Source organism: Desulfovibrio sp. UIB00, assembly GCF_022508225.1.
Lineage (GTDB): Bacteria > Desulfobacterota > Desulfovibrionia > Desulfovibrionales > Desulfovibrionaceae > Desulfovibrio.
In genome coordinates this window covers 36,610-49,697 of sequence record NZ_JAETXJ010000001.1, presented here as the reverse complement: position 1 = coordinate 49,697, position 13,088 = coordinate 36,610, and the positions used below count along the sequence as shown (strand labels likewise).

8 protein-coding genes are annotated in these 13,088 nt (G+C 58.3%); 4 read left to right on the top strand and 4 right to left on the bottom strand.

Going from position 1 to position 13,088, the window contains the following annotated elements; all coding sequences use genetic code 11:
• Window positions 1-84 precede the first annotated feature (84 nt).
• Window positions 85-2,061, top strand: a complete 1,977-nt coding sequence (gene htpG / locus JMF94_RS00200; protein WP_240823219.1) for a molecular chaperone HtpG — start codon at window positions 85-87, stop codon at window positions 2,059-2,061.
• Window positions 2,062-2,168: 107 nt separating this feature from the next.
• Here htpG and JMF94_RS00195 read toward each other — a convergent pair whose 3' ends face one another.
• From JMF94_RS00195 to JMF94_RS00185, 3 genes are all read right to left on the bottom strand, one after another.
• Window positions 2,169-2,879, bottom strand: a complete 711-nt coding sequence (locus JMF94_RS00195; RefSeq protein ID WP_240823218.1) for a flagellar motor protein MotB — start codon at window positions 2,877-2,879, stop codon at window positions 2,169-2,171.
• A gap of 170 nt (window positions 2,880-3,049) precedes the next feature.
• The gene (motA, locus tag JMF94_RS00190) at window positions 3,050-3,898 is read right to left on the bottom strand and encodes a flagellar motor stator protein MotA (RefSeq protein WP_240823217.1); all 849 of its coding nucleotides are present in this window, start codon (window positions 3,896-3,898) and stop codon (window positions 3,050-3,052) included.
• 277 nt (window positions 3,899-4,175) lie between these two features.
• Window positions 4,176-6,218 carry an AsmA family protein gene (locus tag JMF94_RS00185; RefSeq protein WP_240823216.1) on the bottom strand — a complete coding sequence of 681 codons (2,043 nt, stop codon included), beginning with the start codon at window positions 6,216-6,218 and terminating at the stop codon, window positions 4,176-4,178.
• 344 nt (window positions 6,219-6,562) lie between these two features.
• Between JMF94_RS00185 and JMF94_RS00180 the strand changes: the two genes are divergently transcribed.
• Entirely contained in the window at window positions 6,563-8,134 is a 1,572-nt protein-coding gene (locus JMF94_RS00180) for a cobyric acid synthase (protein ID WP_240823215.1), read from the top strand.
• A 9-nt stretch (window positions 8,135-8,143) separates the two neighbouring features.
• Here the strand turns inward: JMF94_RS00180 and JMF94_RS00175 are convergent, their stop codons facing one another.
• Window positions 8,144-9,079: a DMT family transporter gene (locus JMF94_RS00175; protein WP_276612799.1), complete on the bottom strand. Its 936-nt coding sequence runs from the start codon at window positions 9,077-9,079 to the stop codon at window positions 8,144-8,146.
• A 169-nt stretch (window positions 9,080-9,248) separates the two neighbouring features.
• Here JMF94_RS00175 and JMF94_RS00170 point away from each other — a divergent pair, with 169 nt between their 5' ends.
• Entirely contained in the window at window positions 9,249-12,080 is a 2,832-nt protein-coding gene (locus JMF94_RS00170) for a response regulator (protein WP_240823213.1), read from the top strand.
• Entirely contained in the window at window positions 12,077-12,901 is an 825-nt protein-coding gene (locus JMF94_RS00165; protein WP_240823212.1) for a glycosyltransferase, read from the top strand. The genes JMF94_RS00170 and JMF94_RS00165 overlap by 4 nt, the downstream gene beginning before the upstream one ends.
• Window positions 12,902-13,088 lie beyond the last annotated feature (187 nt).

The window sequence follows — 13,088 nt, the reverse complement described above, 5'->3', positions numbered from 1 at the left end:
AATGCCGTAAAATTTGGCAAATCCCCCTTGAAAATTCAGTGGGGGATATTATTTTCAACTATATCTTTTTTCAGGAGGTTTGTCATGGCAGAGGCTGGTAAGAATTCCCGCCAATTCCGCGCTGAGGTGCGCAAAGTCCTGCATATCCTCACCAATTCGCTCTATACAAATCGCGAAATTTTTTTGAGGGAACTTGTTTCCAACGCCTCGGACGCGTTGGATAAATTGCGCTATCGCATGAACAGGGGCGAAAGCCCGCGTCTTGCGGATATTCCCCTTGAAATCCGCATCAGTCTGGACAAGGACGCCAAGGTTCTGACCATTGCAGATACCGGCGTGGGCATGACCGCAGATGAACTGGCTGAAAACCTTGGCACCATTGCCAGGTCAGGCTCCGAGCAGTTTTTGGCCGATATTGCGGCTGAAAATGCAGCCAGCGGCAGCGATGCGGCAAAGCCCGAAGCCGGGGAGGAGGGCGAAACCTCCGGTCCTGCGGATGCCGCCAATATTATCGGCCGTTTTGGCGTGGGCTTTTATTCCGTCTTTATGGTGGCCAGCAAGGTGGAAGTTACCTCGCGTCCGGCTTTTGGCGATGATGCCGAAGCCAGCGTTTGGGTAAGCGATGGGCTTGGCACCTTTACCATTGAACCCGCAACCGGGGATGAACCTGCGCGCGGCACGGTCATCAAGGCATGGCTCAAGGACGATGCCGCCGAATTTGCGGAGAAGTTCCGCGTTGAGTCGGTTATCCGCAAGCATTCGGCCTTTGTTCCCTTCCCTGTCCTGGTGGACGGCGAGCGGGTCAACACCCAGCCCGCGCTGTGGCGCGAGCCCAAGTTCTCGGTCACCAAGGAACAGTACGACTCCTTTTACAAAGCCTTGACCTATGACGCCAAGGAGCCGCTGGACACCCTGCATCTTTCTGTGGATGCGCCCGTACAGTTTAATGCCCTCTTGTTCACGCCCGATTCGGCGCAGGATTTTTTTGGTGCCGACCGCGAATTCTGGGGGCTCGATCTCTATGCCCGCCGCGTGCTCATCCAGCACCGCAACAAAGAACTGGTGCCTGAATATCTGGCCTTCCTCAAAGGCGTGGTCGACACGGAAGACCTGCCCCTGAACATCTCGCGCGAGACGCTTCAGGAAAACGTGGTGCTGCGCAAGATCAATCAGGTGCTGGTCAAACAGACCCTGGGGCATCTTGAAAAGCTGGCAAAGGACGATGCGGAAAAATACAGCCGCTTCTGGAAGCTGCACGGCAAGGTTTTCAAGCTGGGTTACCACGACTACGCCAACCGCGAACGCATTAGCGCCTTGCTGCGCTTCAATTCTTCGTCCCTCGCTGATGCGGATGCGCTCACCAGCCTTGATGAGTACATGGCCCGCGCTCCAGAGGGGCAAAAGACCATCTGGTATGTGGCTGCGCCCAACCGGGAGGCTGCCCGGCTTAATCCGCACATGGAGCGCTTCCGCCGCAAGGGTATTGAAGTGCTGTGGCTGTATGAGCCTGTGGACGAATTTGTCATGGACGGCCTTGCCAAGTACAAGGACTGGGAATTCAAGTCGGTGGAAACAGCGGCGGACGATGCCCTGAAAGACTTTGCCGACAAGGAGCAACCAGAACACGAAGCTGCCGCGCCGCTCTCTGACGATGATTCGGCAAGCTTTGACGCCCTGCTTGCCAAGATGAAAGAAATCCTGGGCGACAAAGTAACGGACGTACGCGTTTCTCACCGTCTGGCAGACAGCCCGGCAGTGCTGGTTTCGCCTGATGGCGGCCTGTCATCCTCCATGGAAAAGCTGCTCAAGGTCATGCAGAAGGATGACTCAATCCCTGTGAAGGTGCTGGAGGTCAACCGCGATCATCCCCTGCTGCGCAGCATGTTGCGTATGTTCAAGGCAGACGCGGACGACAGGATTCTGGCCGACATGACGGGCTGCCTGTTTGACTCCAGCCTGCTGCTTGACGGCTACCTCAAGGATCCTCAGGCATTGGCGGCCCGCACGGGCAAGCTGCTTGAAGAGGCTGCCGCCTGGTACACGGAAGTCCGTAAGATATAGCTCTGGCCGGGATGCCGAAAGGCCTCTGCGTCAGCGAAATAAAGAAACGGCCCTTGTGGATTGTCACAGGGGCCGTTTCTGTTGCAACTCACTGGCAGAAAGGCGGGCTAGTACACCACGCTGTACGACATAACTTCTGGCCGATGGAAGAAAAATTCCACCCGTCGGTTCATGGCGCGGCTCTGTTCGTCAATGCCCGGCTTGAGGGGGCGCGTATCGCCGTAGCTCACAGCGCGCATGCGTGTGGGTTTGATGCCCTTTTCAGCAAGAAAATGCACCATGGCCGAGGCGCGCGCGCCTGAAAGCTCCCACGCGGAGGCAAACGGCGGCCTGGCTTCGGTGGAGTCAGCGTGCCCGCGTACCACAAGGTAAAGATTGTATTCGTTCATGAGTTTCAGCACCGCTTCCAGCACCTTGGTGCCTTCGGGCAGCAGGTCAATGCTGCCGGGGCGGAACATGACGTCCGAATTGACGCGCAACTGCACGCCCACATCATCAGCGCTGATGCCCGAGGAATTTTGCGGCACGGCATCTGCCATGAGCATCTGCTTGATTTTTTGCGCGATGGCGTAGTGCGACTTTTCAACCTCGTTGATTTTGAGGTCGCGCGCGTCAATTTTATCCGTGTTCTGGATGAACGGATTGTTTGATATAGGAGACGTGGAGCTGGAGTCAAAATTGCGCTCGCCGCTGAAGTACGCGGCAAGGCCCGCCTTGGTGTCGGGCGGCACCATGCTGAGGATCCACAGCAGAAGGAAGAAGGCCATCATGGCCGTAACAAAGTCGGCATACGCCACTTTCCATGCGCCGCCGCCCATAGGCTTTCTCCTTCGTAGTATTCTGCGCCGGGCCTCGCGCTTTTGCTGACGGCATAAAAATCAGCCGCCCGCGCCCTTGATGCACAAACCATAGCAGGTTTTTACAGAAGGGCAAAATATCTGCGCCCGCACTCCCTGATCAGGGAGGCAGCCAGCCCGTTTGCCCAAGCTTAGCCGCTCTTGAGCCGTTCTTCCATTTCGGCAAACGAGGGACGGAAGGGGTAGGGTATGGCCCTGCGCCCATATTCCACAGCGATCAGCGGCGTTGATCCGCGAATGGCGGCAGCCACGGCTTCCTTGATGGCATTAAAATAAAAATGTTCTTCGGCCACGTAGTTTTCAAGCTTTGCGCCCATGGGGCCAAAGAGACCATAGCAGGCAAGAATACCAAAAAACGTGCCGACAAGTGCTGCCGCGATGTAGTGGCCAAGAACTTCCGGCGGTTCGTTGATCTTGCCCATGGCCAAAACCACGCCCAGAACGCAGGCCACAATACCCATGCCCGGCAGTGATTCGGCCATGTGCGCCACTGCGTGGGCAGGCAAAATACCTTCTTCGCGCATGGTTTCGATATCCACGTCCATGAGGCTGTCAATATCTGCGGGGTCGCCGGTGGTCAGGTACACGCGCAACGTGTCGCCCACAAAGTTCACCAGCACGGTATCTTTGGAAATATTGGGATATTTGCTGAAAATCGGGCTGGATTCTGGTTTTTCAACATCACTTTCAATACTGATCACGCCCTCGCGGTGCATTTTGGAAAAGAGCGCGTACAGCAGGGCAAGGGTCTCAAGATAGTGGTTTTTGCTGGAACCTGGGTCGGCAAACAGGTGTTTGAGGCTTTTGACAACCAGACCAAAGGTGTACTTGGTCTGCGAACCAAAAAACGCTCCAAGGCCGCAACCCAAAATAATGATGAACTCGGCGGGCTGAAAAAGAACGCCCCATTCGCCATGGGCCATGGTGTAGCCCGTGCCGACTGAAGCCGCAACAATGACCAGTCCTATAAGTAAGTACATACTGCCGCCTGTTCGCTCTATGCCTTACCGGGCAAAGAAACCCCGTAAAGCTCGTGTGTTGCCTGGCTGGCGGAATTTTGACCGCTCCGCTCACCACTCGCGCCTTTAAAGCGCGTTCAGGCCTTCTTTAATGCTTAACGCCCGTGATGCTAATAGCTTTAGCCCATGACGCCGAAAAGGCAAGCCCCAGGCAAAATACCTTTACCCGTGAACCGGAGCTGTTTGCCTTGCCCTTTGCCCCTGGCAAGTATCTTTGTCCGGGCCATCGCCATGCCTGTTAGCGGCCCAGGATGCCGCGAACCAGCCCTTCAGCGCCCTTTGCCGCATCCTTGGTGGTGCTCCCGGCTTCCTTGCCCGTTTTCAGCAATGCGCCCGGCAAATTTTTTGCCATATCAAGGGCAAAACGCGGGTCAACACCATACGAAATGTCACTCAAAGGCCCCTTGGCCGTCACAGGAATTGTCAGCCCCATGGTTTTGATGTCCAGAGCCGCATCCATGTACTGTTTGGGCAGGCTGATGCGCGCCTTTCCCGTAGCGTTGAGGGTGGCGGAGGTGACAGTGATGGGGCTTGCGTTGATTTCGCCATCGCGGGCAGTAAAGGGCGCACGGGCCAGATCAAAGCGGTCGGGCAGCGGCCCCCCCTTGCCGGTGAGCGAGGGGATGCTCTTAGAAAGCTCTGCCATGGCCGGAACATGCAGGCGGCGTATTTCCAGCAGCCCGCGCCCGCCAAGGCTTTGGCGAATATCATTGGCGTCCGCGCACTTCATGGTCACGTCCGCATCCAGCGAGGCCTGCCCGTCGGCCAGCTGTCCCTTTCCAAGGGCAACCAGCAGCGAACCAACCTCCACATCTGCGGCTTGCACCTTGAGAGCGCAAGTTTCAGTCGTCATATCCATGGTGCCGGTGGACTTGATAAGCCCGCCGCTGCCAAGGCTGGCGGTTAAGGATGTCAGGGCGTAGCGTCCTTTTTCTCCCTTGATGGCCAGCGCAATGTCTTTTACCTGCAACCCGTCCTTGGTAATGCCAGCCACTTTGGCGCGGATGTCCAGCCCCGGCATGCGCCGTGCGGCTTCCGCATCCGGCTTGGCGCGTTTGCCGCTGATTGCTGCGCCGTCGCGGCCCGCAGGCTTGGTTTCCGCCACATTTTTGCCGGATTCTGCCTGGGGCAGATAGGGATCAAGATTGAGCATGCCGGTCTGCACGTCAGCAGTCACAAGCATGGGAGCGTTTTCGGGCAGGTCAAGGCGCAGACCGCCGCGCATGGAAAGATCGTCGAGTTGCAGAAGCATCTGGCTGAGATTCAGGGCATTGGCGGTATAGCGCACCATTGTTCTGAAGCGCAGATCGTCCTTGGCAGAGGGAGTCGCCAGTTTATGGCCTGCCAGCGCGGCAAGTTTGTGGGGCGAGCCTTCCATCTCAAGAGCGCCGTTGAACGCCAGGGGGGACAGCCCACCTTCGCCGGATGCGCTCACCCGCGCCTGGGGCGTATTGAGCAAGGCCTTGCTCAACTGGAGGTGCAGATCGCTCAGCCGTAACGACCCTTCACAGGTAAACTGCAACGGCCCAGCTTCCTTGGGCAGCGCTCCGGTGAGCGGGGTGACTGTCAGCGCGGTCTGCCGGAAAAGCAACTGAGGGGGCGCGTAGCGCAGGCGGGAAGAAAATGCCAGCGTCCCCGAGATGCTGCTTGCCCCAGGCTTGGCGGCGGGGGCAGATGGTTCGGCGGTGCTGTCACCAAAAACAAAGGCAAAATCGCACTGCACCACGGCTTCCTGTCCGGTGCGCAGATTCTCTACAGACAAGTTTACATCATCAACGCGCAGTGTTTTACCATTTGCGCTTGCGTAGGTCACAACACCCTGACGCAGTACAAGGCGTTTTAGCTCAATGGGAAGGGCTGGCGGAGTCGAAGCGGCGGGCTTGGCTTCATCTGCGGGTTTTTCCGCGTCCGGCTTGGCAGCGGCAACGGCTTTGCCTTCGCGGACTTCAATCATGGGGCTGTTCAGCCGTACTTCACGCACGATAACATTGCCCGTAAGCAGGGGGCTCAACTCCAGTTGGGCCATACCACTTTTGACGGAGATGACCACTCCCTGCCCATCGCTGGCGCTGCCCCAGTGCGCCTGTCCAAAATTGACGCCGGGGGGGAAAAAGGAAATTCCGGGCGGGCTGTCAAACGTTAATGGCTGCCCAGTGGCTTTGGCCGTGGCATCGGCGATCTGCCGCACCACAAAGCCAGCGTCGACCCTGCTGAGCAGAACAGCCGCCGCCACTGCCAGAACCGTGGCGCCACCCAGAATCCATAAAAATACACGCTTCATTGAAACTCCGCAGGTATTTGCGGCCCTGGCGGCCGCGTAAACCGCCGTGCCCTTCAGGGCTGCGGCGGGTATTTGTATGACCACCATTTCTTTTATACGAAAAGCTGGCAAGCAGTGCAAGGCGAAGAACTCGCAGCGCAGCAGGTCAGCTTTGCACTTTGGCGGACTGCACAGGCGCATCGGTTGCGGTAGCTTCCCTCAATCCATATATTGCCGGAAAGATATCATAAAAGACACAGCACTGAACGGGCATTGCCGCAAGTGCAGGGAGGACTACCGCGATGGCGGCCAGACCGGTTCACACGGCACAATCAGGGTCGAGGCGTTTTTTTCCCCCGGCTCTCATGATTCAGGGAACATGCTCAAACGCGGGCAAAAGCCTGATTACGGCGGCTGTGTGCCGCTTGCTGGCGCGCAGGGGGCTGCGGGTTGCGCCCTTCAAGGCGCAGAACATGGCGCTTAATTCCTTTGTAACCAGCGACGGCAAGGAAATGGGCCGCGCTCAGGTCTTGCAGGCCGCCGCCTGCGGCCTTGCGCCAGACGTGCGCATGAACCCGGTGCTGCTTAAGCCCACGTCCAACGTGGGTTCCCAGATCATTGTGCTGGGCGAAGCCGTGGGGCACATGCGCGTGGGCGAGTATCTCGCCTATAAGCCAGAAGCCTGGAAGGCCGTGCGCCGTGCCTACCGCAGTCTGGCCGCAGATATGGATGTTATGGTGCTTGAAGGGGCGGGCAGCCCGGCTGAGATCAACCTCAAGGCACATGATATTGTAAACATGCGCATGGCCCGCTATGCCGGGGCGCACGTGGCTCTGGTGGCGGATATTGACCGTGGCGGGGCCTTTGCGGCCCTGGCGGGCACCATGGCCCTGCTCACCCGCGCGGAAAGAGGGCGGGTGGGGGGCTTTATTCTCAATAAGTTTCGGGGCGACGCCAGCCTGCTGGATCCCGCCCTGTCCATGATCCAGAAACGCACGGGCAAACCCTTTTGGGGTGTGGTGCCCATGCTGGAAAACCTGCGCCTGCCCGAAGAGGACTCCGTAAGCTTCAAGGAAGGTCTGACCCCTGGCCTGTGCCTGGGGCAAACCTCTGGTGCCCCCGGCTTGCTGGATATCGTGGTGCCCGATCTGCCGCATTTGAGTAATGCCACGGATCTTGACGCCCTGCGGGACGAACCGGGGGTGCAGTTGCGTATTGTGCGCCAGGCGGATCAGTGGGGTGCGCCGCATGTTGTCATTCTGCCAGGCAGCCGCAATACCGTGGGGGATCTACGCTTTTTGCGGCGCACCGGACTGGCCGGGCGGGTTCAGGAATTTGCCCGTCAGTGCCTGACACGCGGTACTGGGGCTCTGGTAGGCATCTGCGGGGGATTGCAGATGCTTGGAGTTGAAATAGTCGACCCTCTGCAGATTGAAGAAGGCGGATGCGAGCCGGGGCTTGGCCTGCTGCCACTCAGTACAAGGCTGCTGGCAGCCAAGCGCCTGTGCCGCGCCGCCGGATGGGCGGATGCCTGTGTGACCGGGGCAGAACGCCAGGCCGTGACAGGCTATGAGATCCATCACGGCGAGACCTCCTCCTTGCACGGAAAATTGTCGGATATAGCTGGTGAACCCGCTGCGGGCGATGCCGCGTCTGCCGTCATGCGGGTTGTGATGACCGACTCCGGGGGCCGCCCCGTGGGCTGGGGACGGTGCGATGCTCGCGGCTGTGCCCGTGTGTGGGGCAGTTATCTGCACGGTCTTTTTGACGAAGACGCCTTTCGCCATGCATTTTTGCGTCGTCTGCGGCATGAGGCGGGTTTGCCGTCAGCGCCGGAAACAGCCTACAGCCTCGGTCCTGAGCTGGACAGGCTGGCCGATGCTGTAGAAGCCGCGTTGGATATGCCGGCCATACTCAACGTGCTGCAACTGCCTTGAGCAGAAAAATCATACTGTCGGTTTTTGGGCCAGGGCGTTGCGGCTTATTCCCCGCCATTGGCTCAGCAGTACGCCAAGCACTATAAGCAAGGCTCCTCCATATTGGGCGGGCGGGAGCTTCTCGCCCAACAGGGCGACGCCGAAGAGCAGGGCAAAAACAGGTATGAGATTGGTGTAGGCGGCGGCGCGACCAGCAGAAAGGCGCTTTACGCCAAAATTATACAGACCGTATCCTGCAAAGGTCACAATGCCGCCCAGATAGAAAACGCAGGCCCAAGGAACCCATGTGGGAAAATTCCTGCCAAGGCTGATGAGCGTGTCTGATTCCGGCACCACAAGCGCCAGCAGACAAAAAAATATCATGCCCACAAAGGCCTGAACAGCCGTGATGCACAGGGCGCTGTATACGGTTGAAAGGTGGCGGGCCAGCACGGTATATCCGGCGGCGCAGCACATGGCGATACCCTCAAGAATATTGCCCAGCAGGGGATTGGCGGCTTTTTCGTCCGGCACAGCGGCAAGAGTGAGCCACGTGACGCCGCAAACAGCCAACAAAAAGCCCAGCCACATGCGCAGGCCCGCGTGTTCGCGCAGGGCGACAAAGGCTACTGCCGCCACCAACAGGGGCAGCAGGGATGTTATCATGCCCGCCTGCGAGGCCGTGGTCAGGCGCAGCGCGTGGGTTTCAAAGAGAAAAAAGAGGCAGGGCTCGCACAGTGCCATGAGCGTCAGCGTCCCCAGATTGCCGTGTTCCTTGAGTTCGCGCCAGAGGCGCGGCCACAGGGGCAAAAAAACAATACAGGCCACCAGCATGCGCCCGGCCATGGTTTGCAGGGGGGTCAGGGCGGTCAGGGCGATGCGCAGCACAACAAAGGTGGAACCCCAAAAGGCCATGGCTGTCAGTAAGGCCGCGTGGGGCAATAAATTCCGGGCGGTGGGGGACATGGGGATTTTCAGTTTCTCCAGAATGGTCGCGGGTGATTTTTGCGGCAGCCTATGGTAAGAATGCCAATACTTCAAGGTATGAGGCCATCCGTCAGTCGTGCGGGGGTGTCTGCCTGTCCGGTTCAAGCTTGACGAAGGGCACTGTCCGCTGCCTGCGGGAGCAAGAAGCATGAGCATCAGAACCATTATCAAAACTTCCAACCTCGCGCAGTTGCTGCTTCTTCTGCTGCTTGGGCTTTGCCTGGTATCTCTGGGGCGCGGCCTGAATGAGGGCCGCAGGGTACTCGAAAACTACTACAGGCTTGATTCCCTCCTGGTGGATGTGGAAACCAATACCCGCCAGAGTTACGAAGAAGCCCACGCCTTTATTTTTACGGGCAATCCAGAGCGTTATGCCAAGTGGCAGATGCTGAATCAGGATCGCGTCCACGAGATGCAGGACGCCGCCGGTCACGAGGGAACCTTTGAACATATTGCCCGCACTCTCAATGTGACGGGAGGTCTGCAAGGGCAGGTTCAGGCGCTTCTTGCCCAGCGCAGGCACCTCGACAATCTGCTTGATACCGCCGTGAACATGGCTGTGGGCAATAGCGGGCCGCCCCTGTGGGACAGGGACGGGCTTGACCTGAAAGGCGCGCAGATCTGGGTAGACAGGGTCAATCTGGACAGTGAGGCGCAGCAGGTTCTTTTCAGCGCGCAGGCCCTGCGAGAAGTGCAGTACCGCAGCTTTCTGGAACAGGTGAGCAAACAGGAGTCGCCGCTTGTCCAGATGGTCTGGGCCATGTTTTTTGCCTTGTTGGCCCTGGGAGCAAGCGCGGTTGCCAATATTTATATCTTTCAGAAGAGGGTCGCCAAACCGCTGGGCGAGGTCAGTCAATACGCGGAAGGCGTGGCGGCGGGCGAGGACCCCGAACCATTGAAGCTCAAATACCGGGATGAGCTGGCTGTCATGTTCGCTTCCCTGCAACGCATGAAGGGAACGCTGTTTTCCCGTATCCGCGAATTGAAAGAGGCCGAAAGGCGTGCCCGCAAAAGCAAGCAGCAGGCCGTGCTTGCCCGTGCGCAGGCCTTGTCGTCACTGGAACTCGCCCAAAGGGCCTCACACGTGCAGGAAGATTTTTTGCGCCGTATGAGCCATGAAATCCGCACGCCCCTCAATGCCATCATCGGCATGAGCTATCTGAGCCTGCAAGCTGGCCTCAGCGGCGTGCAGCGCGACTATCTTTCCCAGATCAACAAATCCGGCAGCCTGCTGTTGGACATGGTCAACAGGATTCTTGATTTTTCAAGCATCAACGAGGGTTTGCTGCGCCGCGAAAACCGGGCATTTCAGGTGCCCCGCCTGCTGGAGCTGTTGCGGCAGAGCGTGGCGGGCAGCGCCCTTGAAAAACAGTTGGAGCTGATTTTTACACTGGATCCGGCTGTGCCAGCAGTTGTGGAAGGTGATGAACGGCATCTGGAAGAAGTGTTGCGCATCCTGCTGGACAATGCGGTCAAGTACACCCGCACTGGCTCAGTGGAATGCAGTGTGCAGCTTGCCCACGGCGACCTGGAAGATGGCGGATGCCGTCTGCTTTTTGTGGTGGCCGACAGCGGCCCCGGCATGGATGCTGTTCTTAAGGACAAGCTTTTTGAACCCTTTGCCCTGGGCGATGAGTCGTTGACGCGATCAAACAGCGGCCTCGGCCTTGGGCTTGCGCTGGCGCGGCAACTGGTCAACCTTATGGGCGGGGAGCTTTCTGTGGCAAGCGCACCCGGCAAGGGAAGCCGTTTTTTCTTTGAACTGTCCTTCGGTTGGGTGCAACAGGGCGAAGCCATTACGGAGGCTACCTCCGCTCAGGAAGAAGCCGCCGCTGTTGTGGACAGTGCCCTTGGCGTTGCGACCACGGTGCACCGCACTGTACTTGTGGTGGAAGATAACGATATCAACGCCCAGATCGCCAGCGAGTTGTTGACCCAGGCCGGGCTTGACGTGCGTGTGGCCTCCAACGGTCTTGCGGCGGTTGAAGAGGTTCGCGGCGGCGGCGTTGACCTTGTGCTCATGGATGTGCAGATGCCTGTAATGGATGGCCTTCAGGCCACCATGCGCATCCGCGCGCTGGGTTTTTCACCTGCGGATCTGCCCATTCTTGCCATGACTGCTCATGCCGATGCCGCTTCCCGTCTGGAAGGCAAGAACGTGGGCATGAACGACTATCTCACCAAACCGGTTGATCCTGCCGCCCTGTATGCCGCCCTTGAAACGTGGCTTCCGGGCGGATTGCAGTCCAATCCGCTGACCGCAGATGTTGGCCCGGATGTTTTTTCTGCCGCCGCAGACGCCGAAATCCGTGTTCAGGAGGGCGAGGAACGGCATTCGCTGGACGTTATGCGCGACCCGGCCACAGCCTCTTCAGTCCCGGAGGGGCAGGCGGTCAATGTGGAGGCTGGCCTTGCAACCGTAGGCGGCAACCGCGAATTGTACAGGGAACTGCTGCTGCGTTTTGTGGATCACTACGGCGAGAGCGCCAGAGAGCTGCGCGGCCTGCTTGCCTGCGGTGATCTGCGTGGTGCGGCCCGTTTGGCGCATACGGTAAAGGGCGTTGCCGCCAACCTTGGCGTGGAGCGGGTATGCCGCCTCACGCGGCACATGGAAAACTCTTTGCCCCTTATTCCGCCGAGCGAAGAACTGATGGACGAGTTTGAAGTGTGCATGAACGAGGTGCTGCTGCGCGTACGCTGTCTTGAAGGCGATGGAAGCATGGTCACGGCAGGCACCATGCATCTGGAAGGCGAGCACAGGGACAACCTGCTGGCTCTGCTTGCCGAACTGCCCGAATTGATGGAAACGGACTGGGGAAATGCGGAAAGCGCCCTTGAGCGGTTTATGCCTCTTGTGAACGGCACCCCCTATGCAGAAGACCTGACCGCCATTCTTGCCTCGGTGAAGGACTTTGACAATGCGGCCCTACAGGGGCAGGCGGCAGCCCTGCAACGACGTCTGCGCGGAGAAAGCCTGTGAAGACCGTTTTTTGCCTTGACGACAAGATCAAGTACCTGACCCTGCTCAAGGTGGCGGTGCGGTCATTGCGTGCAGTGCAGGGCAAGGATGCCCCCTGCCTCTGCATCTATGCCGGAAGCGATGCGGCCTTGCTGGCAGAACTCGCTGCGGAAAATATTCCTGTTGCGCGCTATACGCCGCGCCTTGACCCAAGCGGTTTCACGCCTCTGGGGCAGTCCTGCGCCGGATGCTTTCTCAAACTTGAGCTGGCTCTTGTGCCCGAGCTTGCCCAGGACGACCGTGTGCTTTACTGCGATACGGATGTGCTTTTTTATCGCCCGCTGGACGAACTTTTTGCACAACATCCGGCTTACGTGGGTATGGCAAGGGAATACACAGCCCCATTTTATCATCAGCATCAGCAGCTTTTTTATGAATACAGGGGCGAACAGTACACCGTTCCCATGCCTTTTCCCATCTGGACATATTCCAGCGGAGTGGCGCTGTTTAATCTTGAGCGGCTGCGCAAGCGCGATCTGATAGGGCATTTCATGGCTTTTTGCCAGGAAAATGAATCGCGCATCGGCAATCTTGATCAGTCGCTGGTGAATTATTTTTTTGGCAAGCGCATAACGCGGCTGGATGACTGCTGGAACAGCCCCCCCTATAGAGAGGAATGCAGGGATGAAGCACGGATAGTGCATTTTCACGGTCCCAAGCCCTGGGCATATAAACAAACCGACCTGCCTGAACTGTGCATCAATCACTATGACTACATGCGGGGAATCTGGATGGAATACCTAAATCCCCAGGAACGCGCGCTTGTGGAAAGCTGGGCGTAACCCGGCCCGAAAGGATTGTTTTTGTCACCCACTCTGAAGTATTCTCCGCTCTGTCCGATAAGGTTGAAACCGGGGCCTGAACGCTCCAGTTAGCGGGATCGATCCCGGCGCAGATTGCAGCGGATTGCATATGACGAATTGCCGAAAAAGCGGCGATTCATGGGCGGAAAACGCCCGCTTATACCAT

Coding starts and splice junctions, on each gene's coding strand:
- htpG (WP_240823219.1), top strand. CDS start 85: ATGGCAGAGGCTGGTAAGAATTCCCGCCAATTCCGCGCTGAGGTGCGC.
- JMF94_RS00195 (WP_240823218.1), bottom strand. CDS start 2,879: ATGGGCGGCGGCGCATGGAAAGTGGCGTATGCCGACTTTGTTACGGCC.
- motA (WP_240823217.1), bottom strand. CDS start 3,898: ATGTACTTACTTATAGGACTGGTCATTGTTGCGGCTTCAGTCGGCACG.
- JMF94_RS00185 (WP_240823216.1), bottom strand. CDS start 6,218: ATGAAGCGTGTATTTTTATGGATTCTGGGTGGCGCCACGGTTCTGGCA.
- JMF94_RS00180 (WP_240823215.1), top strand. CDS start 6,563: ATGATTCAGGGAACATGCTCAAACGCGGGCAAAAGCCTGATTACGGCG.
- JMF94_RS00175 (WP_276612799.1), bottom strand. CDS start 9,079: ATGTCCCCCACCGCCCGGAATTTATTGCCCCACGCGGCCTTACTGACA.
- JMF94_RS00170 (WP_240823213.1), top strand. CDS start 9,249: ATGAGCATCAGAACCATTATCAAAACTTCCAACCTCGCGCAGTTGCTG.